The sequence below is a fragment of the Acinetobacter sp. YH01021 genome (assembly GCF_013420255.1).
Classification (GTDB): Bacteria; Pseudomonadota; Gammaproteobacteria; order Pseudomonadales; family Moraxellaceae; genus Acinetobacter.
In genome coordinates, this window is record NZ_VOYO01000039.1 from 1 (window position 1) to 12,158 (window position 12,158).

At 35.9% G+C, this 12,158-nt stretch carries 10 protein-coding genes; 6 read left to right on the forward strand and 4 right to left on the reverse strand.

What is annotated here, in order from left to right:
• Nucleotides 1-247 precede the first annotated feature (247 nt).
• A complete protein-coding gene (tet(39), locus tag FTT86_RS14940; RefSeq protein WP_004856455.1) occupies nt 248-1,435 on the reverse strand; it encodes a tetracycline efflux MFS transporter Tet(39) in 1,188 nt (395 codons plus the stop codon).
• Nucleotides 1,436-1,500: 65 nt separating this feature from the next.
• Between tet(39) and FTT86_RS14945 the strand changes: the two genes are divergently transcribed.
• The gene (locus tag FTT86_RS14945; protein ID WP_004787586.1) at nt 1,501-2,142 is read left to right on the forward strand and encodes a TetR/AcrR family transcriptional regulator C-terminal domain-containing protein; all 642 of its coding nucleotides are present in this window, start codon (nt 1,501-1,503) and stop codon (nt 2,140-2,142) included.
• 616 nt (nt 2,143-2,758) lie between these two features.
• A complete protein-coding gene (locus FTT86_RS14950) occupies nt 2,759-4,567 on the forward strand; it encodes a DEAD/DEAH box helicase (protein ID WP_180181441.1) in 1,809 nt (602 codons plus the stop codon).
• A gap of 306 nt (nt 4,568-4,873) precedes the next feature.
• Here the strand turns inward: FTT86_RS14950 and FTT86_RS14955 are convergent, their stop codons facing one another.
• Together FTT86_RS14955 and FTT86_RS14960 are read right to left on the reverse strand one after the other, a co-directional pair.
• Nucleotides 4,874-6,115 carry a type II toxin-antitoxin system HipA family toxin gene (locus tag FTT86_RS14955; RefSeq protein WP_180181442.1) on the reverse strand — a complete coding sequence of 414 codons (1,242 nt, stop codon included), beginning with the start codon at nt 6,113-6,115 and terminating at the stop codon, nt 4,874-4,876.
• Nucleotides 6,116-6,424: a helix-turn-helix domain-containing protein gene (locus FTT86_RS14960; protein ID WP_180181443.1), complete on the reverse strand. Its 309-nt coding sequence runs from the start codon at nt 6,422-6,424 to the stop codon at nt 6,116-6,118.
• Between the two features lie 735 nt (nt 6,425-7,159).
• Between FTT86_RS14960 and FTT86_RS14965 the strand changes: the two genes are divergently transcribed.
• On the forward strand, nt 7,160-7,393 hold the full coding sequence (locus tag FTT86_RS14965; RefSeq protein WP_180181444.1) for a hypothetical protein: 234 nt from the start codon (nt 7,160-7,162) through the stop codon (nt 7,391-7,393).
• Here the strand turns inward: FTT86_RS14965 and FTT86_RS14970 are convergent.
• Nucleotides 7,377-8,660, reverse strand: a complete 1,284-nt coding sequence (locus FTT86_RS14970) for a MobA/MobL family protein (RefSeq protein ID WP_005175445.1) — start codon at nt 8,658-8,660, stop codon at nt 7,377-7,379. The genes FTT86_RS14965 and FTT86_RS14970 overlap by 17 nt on opposite strands.
• Before the next feature lie 221 nt (nt 8,661-8,881).
• On the opposite strand from FTT86_RS14970, the gene FTT86_RS14975 reads away from it, so the two are divergent.
• The 3 genes from FTT86_RS14975 (at nt 8,882) to FTT86_RS14985 (ending at nt 11,882) form a co-directional block, all read left to right on the forward strand.
• Nucleotides 8,882-9,637, forward strand: coding sequence for a hypothetical protein (locus FTT86_RS14975; RefSeq protein WP_005175443.1), 756 nt, complete (start codon nt 8,882-8,884; stop codon nt 9,635-9,637).
• A 651-nt stretch (nt 9,638-10,288) separates the two neighbouring features.
• Nucleotides 10,289-11,188 carry a replication initiation protein RepM gene (gene repM, locus FTT86_RS14980; RefSeq protein ID WP_004763517.1) on the forward strand — a complete coding sequence of 300 codons (900 nt, stop codon included), beginning with the start codon at nt 10,289-10,291 and terminating at the stop codon, nt 11,186-11,188.
• A gap of 76 nt (nt 11,189-11,264) precedes the next feature.
• Complete coding sequence (locus FTT86_RS14985) at nt 11,265-11,882, forward strand: plasmid replication DNA-binding protein (protein ID WP_026040226.1); 618 nt, start codon at nt 11,265-11,267, stop codon at nt 11,880-11,882.
• The last annotated feature ends 276 nt before the right edge of the window (nt 11,883-12,158 follow it).

A 12,158-nucleotide genomic window follows, 5' to 3' on the forward strand; every position in this document is an offset into this window, starting at 1 on the left:
TACGTGTATTCATTTCTATCATTTAATCTTAATTCTATTAGATTAATGATAACAATATCATTTAATTATCGCATTAAGTCTAATGATAGATATTGTATGCGATTTGGCTCGCTATCATTCAGCTATAGTCTTTTGATAAAAAAAGCATGACTAAAAGCCATGCCTTGGGAATTCGTATAACGTGTATTATGTTAATTTTAGATAAACTATAGAATCCATTAGTTTTTAAACCAATAAATTAAATATTTTATGGAACTCCAGAATATTTATTCAGGCGATACTTAAGCAATAAGGGTAGGGTGATTACATAAAGTATTGCAGCTAATGCCCATACCATTCCAGGAGCTGATGCCTGAGTCATAAAATAGAGGCTAGTAACTAATACAGGACCAATTATAGCCCCCAGACTATTAAAACTGCTTAATAGCCCTTGTAATTCACCTTGTCTTTCATCACTAATACCTCTGGACATCATTGCTTGCAAAGCAGGAACGGCTACTCCACCAAGGGCAAACAATGGTAACAACGCAAAAGGCACCCATTCTTCAACAGCAATAGATAAAAGAAGTAAACCAATTGCATCGCAAGCTATTCCACATAACAACGTATTTTTCTCTCCAAACCTCTTTACCATAGGGGCGATAGCAAAAGCCTGTGCAATAGAATGGCATATTCCATAACTAGCAAGGGAAACACCTGCAATAAATATACTCCAGCCATAACGATCCTGCCCATAGATAACCCATAAAGTTGCGGGGACTTGTGAAACCAATGTGATAATTAAAAAGATACCAAGCAATGGAGCCATATTAGGTTGAGTGATCAAATAGGATAATTTCTTTAATATTGATTGCTCCTGAACCTTCTCAGTCATTTTATTGCTGTGTTTTGATTCTTTTAATAAGACTGCTGTCATTATTAAATTAATCCCATTCATAAAAGCAGCAGCAAAGAACGGTGCATGTAAGTTCCATTCACCCAAAACTCCACCTATTACCGGACCCGCTATAAACCCAATACCAAAGACAGCTCCAAGGAGACCAAACCTTTTTGCACGCTCATGGGCTGGAGTAATATCTGAAACATAAGCTGTTGCAACAGCCATGTTGGCACCTGTAATTCCCGCAAAAATACGACCAATATATAGCCACAATAGAGAAGGAGCAGCAGCCATTAGGAGATAATCAGCCGTTGCACCAGCAATTGAAATAATTAATACAGGTCGACGTCCAAATCGGTCACTCAACGCTCCAAGGATAGGTGCAAAAATGAACTGCATCAGAGCATACACAGCTAATAAAGCACCATAGTGAACACCGCCTGCTTCAGCTCCAGCCAATGACCGTAATAATTCAGGCAAGATCGGCATAATTAAACCAATCCCAACAGCATCCAGAAATATAGTGATTAAAATCACGCTCAATGATTTCTTCACAAATGCCTTCTCTAGCAATGATAGAATTAATATTCTCTCACACACTCCCTATCAGTGATAGATTTATGAGTAAAAAAGATATTGCACCTCAACGTCTGACACGTGAAATAGTCCTGCGTACCGCATTGGATATGTTGAATGAAGAAGGCATAGATTCAATAACCACACGCAAGCTAGCTCAACGATTGGGTATTAAATCTCCAACTCTATATTGGCATTTCAAGAATAAATCCTTGTTAATGGAAGCAATGGCGGAAACCATTATAAATGAACACCATTTAGTTTCTTTACCCATCGATGGGATGACATGGCAAGATTGGTTGCTCGCTAATTCTGTAAGCTTTCGTCGAGCACTACTAGCTTACCGTGATGGTGCTCGTCTACATGCAAGAACTAGCCCCAGTCAAGGACATTTCAACACGATTGAGGCCCAAGTTGCGCTGTTATCTCATGCTGGGTTTTCTCCTGTTGAAGCAGTTGCATTACTTATGACATTAGGAAGGTTTATTGTTGGGTGGGTCCTTGAGGAGCAGCAAGAAGAAATAAGATCAGACCCACCATTCGAAGCCGATCCAACTATATATCCACTCATGCTCCAAGGAGTGAATACCTTACAAAATATGAATGCGGATGACATTTTTGAAAATGGGATTCGTATGGTGATTATCGGTGCTGAAAGACAACTTGATATTAAAATGCAAACTTAACTCTATACTGCTTTAAGCAACTGTTCTATTTAGTAATAAAGCTTTTATCCTTAATTATTTAACATAATAGAGCTTATACGAAATGCTTTTTAAAATATCTTTGTTTTTCATATAGTTAAAAAATTTTCATCCCCCTAAAAAACCACAAAAAACCGACTTGGAAACAAGTCGGTTTCTTTTTGAGCAATTCTGATACTTCTTGCCAATAAAATTGATCAATATTTAATCAATTTGTCATTTTTCTCTGCGTTATCAAGCCAGCGCTTGCTTAAATTATCCCCAATTTCTGCGGACAACTCTCGGGATAAAAATTCACCAATTTTGTACGCCTGAGCGCACATGGATTTAGGGATTTTGCGGATATTCATAACCCCTTGTATTCAATATCATGAAGTCATAAGAGAACAGGACGTTCCGCAGAATAAAAATAAATAATCGCACAAGGATCGGCGGCACGACAGGAGTTATGCCAAGCGAACCAATACGAAAAAGCCCGACAGGATGTCGGGCTTTTTTATTTAATTCATTGGCTTAATTAAAAACTAAAACTTCATGTTTATTGAGTAAAATGATAAATAGTTCAATATAAGACCATTATTAAGGGGACTATTCTAAAATGACACATGCTTTTCAGACACTTTCAACAAATATAGAAAATAATCCGAAACTAAGAGAACCACAGATTAATTCATATCTTGCTCTAAAAGATTTTTATAAAAATCACTTTCAGACCTCTACCAATAAAGAGGTTGGAATAGTGCTTCCTGTTGGTTGTGGTAAATCTGGTTGTATAACTCTTACTCCTTTTGCATTTGAGTCAAAAAGATCTTTAGTAATTGCTCCTGGTGTTTCTATTGCAAATCAGCTACTTGAAGATTTTGAACCATTAACATCTTTTTATAAAAAATGTTCAGTGTTAAAAGGTAATGAATTTCCAGAACCAGTAGAAATTCGTAGCAAAGATACAAACCTATCTGATTTAGAAGAGTCTGATGTAGTAATTACCAATATTCAGCAACTACAAGGAGACAATAATCGCTGGTTAAATAATCTACCTGATGACTTTTTTGATGTCATAATTTTTGATGAAGGGCATCATAGTGTTGCTGAAACTTGGGAAAATTTGAAAACTAAGTTTTCCCAAGCTGCAATTGTAAATTACAGTGCAACACCTGAACGATCTGATGGAAAAATTATGTCAGGAGAAGTTATTTATACCTTCCCTGTTCAAACAGCTATTCAAAAAGGATATGTAAAAGAGTTAACCGCTATAAGGCTTAATCCTAAAACATTAAAATATATACGTTATAAAGACAGTCAAGAAGTCGAAGTATCTCTTGAAGAAGTAATAAGACTAGGAGAGGAGGATGCAGATTTCCGTAGAAGTATTGTCACATCTAAGGAAACTTTAGACACAATTGTTGATGCTTCTATTCATCAACTTATGGAGCTACGTAATGCTAACAATGATAATAGATTAAAGATTATTGCCTCTGCTCTAAACTATGAACACTGTATCCAAGTAGTTCAAGCATATAGGGAAAGAGGTTTCTCTGCTGATTATGTGCATACAAGAGAAGATAGTAAAAAGAATGATGCCGTTTTAAAAAAATTAAAAGCTCATGAATTAGATGTAATTGTACAAGTAAGAAAACTAACAGAAGGTTTTGACCATCCATATTTATCTGTTGCAGCTGTATTTAGTGTCTTTGCCAACTTATCTCCATTTATTCAATTTGTTGGCAGAATCATGCGTGTTATTGAACAAGACTCTCCTCGTAGTATGATTAACCAAGGGATAGTTGTATATCATGCAGGTTCAAATATAGCTAAACGTTGGGCCGACTTTAAGGAATTTAGTTCAGCTGATAAAGCATATTTTGACCAACTATTACCAGAAAAAGAGTTCACTCCTTCAGGTTCTACAAACTCTGAAATCCTAAAACCAAGAATAGAAAACTCTGAGAAAGTTGATATTAGAGAACAGTCTGATGTCTCATTAGATACATCAACTTTAATAGATGATCCTAAAGCAATCGAAGCATTACGCTATCTGCGTAATGCCGGAGTATCTGGCAATATTGATGACTTATTACAAGCACTAGAATTAGAGAGAATTCCAGTTACTAAAGTTAAAAAACGTCAAGCCCAACGCCAAGCTTTGAATGAAAAAGTACAACATGCAACTGGAAAAATATTAGCTATTTTAGGAAAAAATCCAACAAGTAAAAATTTAGACAGATCATTTCGGCAGAACAACTATGAGTTTGTATGTTCTCTATTAAATAAACATATAAACCAACATGTTGAAAGGAAATCAGATGAACGACATGAATTTACAGCCCACGAACTAAACACTATAGAAAGCGTATTTGATCATATAGTATCTAAGGTAGAGCAGGAATTAAGTTCAAATGAGCACTAGAGCATTGATGATACCTGCTCGTGTAGCTATCGCTCAACGGGCTCACAAATGTAAGGCAAATCAAAAACATCTTATATCTCAAGGCCAATATAGATTTGAGGTTAAAAATGAGAGGAATTGGGATAAGTATTGTTTAACTTGCGGTAATAAAATCATGCTCAAATTAATTAGTGATTCTTCAGCATTAATGGAAGATTTTAAAAAATACCACACGTGTTGAAATCTAAATATGTTATTAAAAAATCCCAGTCTTACTACTGGGATTTTTTAATAACCAAACATATAAACTGGCTTTATCAATACATACTACTTCAGTAGTTTATTACCATCTAAAGCCATGTTAATTAAGTTAAAATCATGAGAACTTAAGTTTTGAGAATAAAGTTCTCTTAACTCATCTTCCCACGAAGCAACTTCATCTAATATTTCAGCTGCTTGAGTTTCTGTTAATAAAAATTGTGAACACTGAGATAAAAAATTTTCCCTGTTTATTAAACTATCTTGTACACCAATTCTCATTGCTAATCTTGGGGGTGAATATCCATAGTGCGGAACAACATCATATAATGGAGCTAATCTCCATTGTTCTTCAATATATATAAAGGCATGATTTTTTGGATGATCATCATCATTACCTATTAATGCATTAAAAGCCATTCTTCGATATAGCTCATGTATGTCTTCTAATGGTATGTTTTTCCTTAACATTTCATTAGCCAACAATGGATAACTCCAACGATTACTGTTATCAATAGGCCAATCAGCATCTAAAAGAGTTAAAGCACTAACCATTGGATATCTTTCAAAGATTTGATGTTCTTTACTATAAGTACGATCAAACCTTTTCAAAACAAGCAAACTCTTTTCACTACCTTGATGAGATATGATTTCCAATGAGTGATCTGCGACATTTAACCCTTTAGTAGCTGCAAAATGTAAACATAAGAACTCTACTTTAGGAATATCTACTAATTCATCTCTATCCTTAGGTTTAGCTAAATATAAGTCATGTTCATCCCTTAATGTTATTTTAGGTCTTGCACCACCTGAAGATGTTTGGAAAAGAGCTAAATTAATATTTTCAACCGCCTGACCAGATCGAATTAGTTCTACTAACTGTATGAAATCACCAGCTCTTTCAAACTTAGGAAAATTTTCAATAGTCAAATTTTTAGGTGGTCTTTTATTACCTCCAACAGCTAAGTTCCCTGATCTATCTTTATTTTGTGCTAAAAGTAAATAATCTAAGTCCGTAAATTCATGCCCAATATCTTTTCTTATTACTTTTTTAATTAATGACTTACCCCAATTATCAGGTACTAAATCTAAAATAAAACCAGGAAGACCATTGTTATTTTTAACTGGAAAAATTTTTCCTCGATCTTGAAGTGAAGGTAAAGGGTAATGGACTTCATCTGGAACCCAAGGTCCCTCATAAATAGGGGAATAGACCCATTCGCCTTCTCCATTTTCAACTGTTAACCTACCTAAAGTCTCAAACTCAAGAGCATCTGGCTTTTGAGCATAAATATAAATGCTCTGTTTCAATTAAAAATCCTCCCAGGAACTTTTTTTCAGTCTTACTCTTTGTAAATCAGTCATCTTTTTAGATTTAGGTAAAACTTCTGCTAAGCCATCTAAGATATTTAAATGCCATAAAACCTTTATAAAAGACCCTAGTTCAACGTTGGGATTCCCCTGCTCAATCCTTTTATATGTAGATAATGAAATACCAATCATTTCAGAAATATCCTGCTGACGTAATTTCTTCTCTAATCTTTTTTCTTTAATGAGTGCAGCACAATTTTCTAAAAAAAATGTCCCTTCCAGAGGGAAAAAATCAATTTTATATGTCATATAAGAACCATTAAAGCACATAAGAGTTTTTTTGAGACACTTTATAATACACAACTTTCTATTTAATTCGGAAATAAAACAATGTTTCTATATATTTAAACGTAATTTTTATTTAATTTAGCTTTGGAAAGATATTTAACATAAAATCTCTTATGCGAAATTCAAAAAAGCGCGGATCTAGTGTCCACGCTTCATATGATTTATACAATGGAAAGTGTAGTGAATTGGATAAGAAAAGCATAACCCTCTAATTGTTTATTTGCTTCTTTGAGCATGCTTTTAATAACAAAGAATTAGAGGGTTAAAATTTCCGCTGCACTTGTTTCTTTATACTTATTTATTGCTATTGTGAGGCTTATTTAATAAGGCTTAAAAAACAACATATAAGATATTGATATAAATAAAAAATATGAGTTATGAGCGAATTTTAGATGACAATTTTAGAAGATTGTCATCTAAAGTTCGCCACTAATCTTATAAACTATTGATTTATAAATAATATATTACTTTTTCTTCAAGAAACTAAAATTCGCCAGTAATCCCAATAAAACTATATTAATCATAGCCTTACTATAGTAACCTCCCTAGAAATAAAAGAATCTAAAAGTAGAATGATCTATTAAAATACAAGTAGAAGATTCTGCATTTGGCTTAATAGTTGGAATTCTAGGTTCTGTCACATTAGGGAATTAGATATCAAATAATTCGGTTAACCCCTTATAGGAAGTATTTTCCATGAAAAAATTCAGTACAAGTGAGTATCTCAAAGAAATGGATCGTAAGGATTGGGCAACAGCCCAATCTATCACCACCTTTGGCATGAACCCCAAAGAAAAAAAAGCCCATGAAAAAAGATCCTGGGAACGCTTTGAGCGGATCCAGTCTGGAGAAACCACAATTAAAGATGAAGAAGCAGTACTGCTTATGCAGTGGCGTGCCTTAAATAATCGGCTTAAAAGCGAGGACTAAAACCATTATCCTTATCTTGATTCCTTGTCTTTTCAGGAGCGATAGCCTTTTCCCTCATTTGCAAAGGCACACGTTCGATGACTTGCCGCTGAATAAATGCCAATTCTTCATCAATAGAGGCGATCTGAATAACTGAACCCTCTAATTGTTGGCCAAGATCCCTTAAGTATTCGAACCTCTCGACTCGATCGAAGGACTCGGTATTCAAAAGGTCTATATAGGTCTGTAAATCATGCTGAATCAACCTAAGCGGTTGGGTCGTTTGACGATCTTGCAATAAGGTTTGCAGCATCTTCTGTTGTAAAAACAATAACTTTTCTTGGGCATACCATCGCTGCCGTGTCCGTGGAGTCTCGACTTGCTTTTGCTGTTCTTCAATGGTTTTTCGATTCTCTAATTCAGCCTCATAAAATGGACGATACAACTCATAATTATTTTCAGCACGTAACCGGTTAATTTCAGCAGTCATTCTTTCCCGTTCGGCCACTAACGCTGGCTCTTTCTCACGCGCAAAACGGACGGCCTTATTCATCACAGGCACATCCTTCAGCTGTGTGCCATGCTTCTTATTGTATTCCTGATTGGATAAACAGCTGACCAGGCTAGGGACCTCGACCTGAATGCCCCGGATTTCCACCATCTTGGTGGGAGCATAATACCTTAGACTTTCATTAATAAGCTCTTCAGTCTTCTGCCGATACAGCTGCAGCTGCGCCTTTCCCATGCCTAACACATCAGCTGTTAACTTCTGTGCCCCGCCTTTATGCGGATCCTTCGGATTATAACGCTTAAAAAACTGCTCTGCTGTCCGCTCGATGCCATCCACATGCCGCTCACTGTACATGAAATGCAAATGCGGTTGCTCTTTCCCTCCCAAGGACCCAGCATGATTATGAATGGCACAGGTGAATGGATAGCGGTAACTGTCTGCAAACTCACTAATGAATTGCTCGGCCAGTTCAATCCGCTGTGCCTGACTCAGCTCTTTGGGCAAGGCCACCACCATACTGGAACAGGTGCGGCCATTACTTCGTTCATAAATATCAGCAGCTTCCCAAAACTCAGCCGGCTTCCCTTCAGCAAAATTCGGCATATTCCCCGATCTGACAAACTCAATCTGTTCTGAAGCACTTTCTTTGTAATTTCTGAAATGCGAAGTCCGGCTAATGTAATGAAACCGGTTCTTGGCCGTGGCACCATTTTTCACTTTTCCGGATCGGGTCTTCACGGCCTTTTTTGTTGTGTGTTCCAGATTGCAGTAGAACATATTCCCACCTTCAAATTCACGGAGCCTCGCAGAGCCTGCGGAGCACGAGGAGAAGTGTTTTTAATTCGATATAATTGCGTAGTAATTATATCGAATTAAAAACACGGAAACGAGCTTAAGAATTAAAAAAAATGTTCCCACATTTTTTTTAATTCTTCCCGTGCCGGCCTATGCTAAACTGAAAACACAAAAACCTCACCCATTTTATGCTGGAGAATGCGATGGCGGCCCGTGGAAGACCTGCGAAAATACTCACTTCAAATGACCTCATGACATTACAGCAGTTCCTTAAAAATCTCCCTTTCCTCAAGAAAAACCAGCAGCAGGCTTTGACCTTGCTTCAACAAGCAAATGGCATATTCAATGACAAACAGCTCAATCTACTGAAAGCTGCAGACCGTGATAAAAACCAGTTTTTAAAAAGACAGGCCCTCATTGAACAGATCAAGCTAAAGGATAAAAACCAGCAGCCCCTTCTGGCCAACGAAACAGAAATTCTGGCATTACTGACACAGGAAATGGATCAGGATAATTTCTTCCGCCTGGATCGTGCCCTGGAGTCTTACCAGAAAATTGAAAAAGCAGCCTTGGAAAACCGGATCCGGCTGGAGAATGAACACAAGCGCGAAATTTTGCAAAAAAGTCATAAAGAACTGACAGACGCCCAAAAGAAACGTAATGCAGAAAATCAGCTCAAATATGCTTTAGGTGGAGCAGTACTAGCCGCCTGGAACAAACTTAATTTATCAACCGAAAATATAGATCCAGAAAAAGTTAAAAATACCATCGTCAATAACCAAAATTTTTTCAGAATGGTCAGTAACACCACGCTTTATCAATATATTCATCCAAGAACTGAAAACTACTTTCGAAGCAGAGAATTGTTTATCAAAGTTATTGAAGGATTATGTGAATATGATGACCACGGTACAGAACTTTATATCTTTGAAGCAGATAGTCACTTAAAACCGCAATAAAATGCGATTACAGCCACTTTTAAACCAATTTTTGAGTTAGCTACGTCTAAATCAATAAAGTGGCTGTAATCGCAAAACAAGAGCATTTAGCTTATTTTGCAAAAATACAAATCAAGATCCATTTCAAAACTCACAATATACCTAGAAGGTATATACCGAGCGAGTGTCTACGAGCGGCATAACTAAAATTCGCGCTTCGACTCTTTGAAAAACTGTTTTTTAGTATGTGAAATCTAAAAGAGCGTAAATCAAATGCCAAAATTTGATTCTAGAACGAGCGAAAGCGAGTAAAAAAAGCACTATAAGCGAAGCGAATTCCGAATTGTTTGTGCTTTTTTTAAAGTCATAACGAGATTTACTAAAAATTGCCCCAAGAATCGAGCGATAGCGAGATTCAATAGAGTTTGAGCGTAGCGAAAACATAGGGCAATTTTTCATTCTTTCCTTTTTAATATATTTTAAATCTTTTAAATCTTTTAGGCTATCTGAAAGGCTTTAACAGAAAGGCTTTCAGCTCCTAACTATGAGGGATTGACTACTAACTATGAGGGATTGACTACTAACTATGAGGGATTGACTACTTAACTATGAGGGATTGACTACCAAATATGAGAGAATTATATTACTCATAGTTAGTTTATCGAATTAAAAATGATGAGTACATCTAAAAAAGAATTAGTAGTTAAATCAAATCAAGTAATTGAGGCTTCATATCAACTCAGCTCAACAGAACAACGGATTGTCTTAGCAGCTATTAGTAAGATTAGTCGGGCTGAAGATATTACAGATGATGAAATTTATCGCGTAACTATTGATGATTTAAAAAAACTTGGGGTTCATGAAAAAACAGCTTATAGAGATCTAAAAGATGGTGTAAACCGCTTATATGACAGATCAATTAATTTAGCTATTGATGATGAGTCAATCAAAATGAGATGGATTCAATCCATACGCTTTTTAGAAAGTAAAAGCGTTGTAGGAATTCGGTTTTCTAAAGAAATTTTGCCGTTCATTTCTAATCTAAGCCGTGAATTCACTAAGTATTCGCTATCTGATATTGCTGGTATGAGTAGCGCATATGCTATTCGTATTTATGAGCTACTAAGCCAATATCGTTCCATAGGAAAACGAGAGATTTCCATCGAATCTCTAAGAAGTATGTTGGAGTTAGGGAAAAGATATCCATTGTCTGCTGATTTAAAGAGATGGGTTATTGATACTGCTGTAGTTCAAATCAATGAACATAGCCCTTTAAATGTATCTTACGAGCAAATAAAGACAGGTCGAAAAGTCACACACATTCACTTCACGTTTAAAGAAAAATCAAAAAGTATTGAGCATAAATCCGAACAGAATAATTTTTATAAATTGACAGATTCACAAATTAATATGTTCGGTAATCAGCTTTCACGCTTACATGAAGTATCTCACCTAGCACAACAAGGTGAAAGTTATGACGACTTAGCTATTAAAATTAAAGATATGCTGCGAGATCCAATAAAACAAAAACAACTTATTCCTCATCTTAAAAATTTAGGCTTTAAGGCATAAAGGTCGATTGTGTATGTAGCAGTTGACTGTTTGTTAATGTATTTTAGTTCACATAATGGACAACCAAAATTACAAGATGAAATCACTATCTGTTATTGAGCTTTCAAATCTCTATGGAATAACTCGTCAAGCCATTTATAAGCAAGTTAATAAAGGTAATTTAAGTAAAAATAGTGACGGTAAAATTGATCTTTCCGAAGCTATTCGAGTCTTTGGTGAACCTTCTAGAAATGTAAACAGTTCACAGACAACCGAAACACGAAAGTTGTCAGAAGTTCACCTATTAGAACAGCAGGTTTACATGCTTCAAAAACAGCTTGAACAGGCTCATGAGCGTGAGCAGTTCCAACGTGAGGAACTAAAAGCTAAGAATGATCAGTTACACGTTAAAGATGAGCAAATTGAAGCAATACAACGCCTACTAGAAGCTCCAAAAGCTTATACAACTAGTTCTATCGACCCAAAATTAGATATAGCAACAGATACTAGGTCAAAAAGTGAGTCGAACTATGATGTATTGACTACTCAACCAAGAGAAACTCCTGTAGAAGTAGAGATCCAAACTCAGCCGAAAGATGACGGATTGACTACTCCGGAGCAGGTGGAAAATAAGCGGATTCCAGTACCGGAGCACATTGACCAGGAACCGGAGAAAAGGGGCTTTTGGAGCCGTTTTTTTAGACCCTATGATTAACTACGATTGTTTAACTGATATGAACAAAGTCGTGAAACATTGATCAAATAATAAGCGTGGAACGTGAAAAATCATAAAAAAAGCCCGGTCATGGAAACTCGGGCTATCAACTAGGAACTACAGCGTTGAATTATAAGGATAATTATAACGCATTTCGTATAAGGTGTATTATGTTAATTTTAGAAAATCTTAAGATTACTTTCGAATAATAGAAGTATACAATTCTCATGAATTTGGGGGATGTATGCAGAATAATAGTTTTAGACAAGATATTCA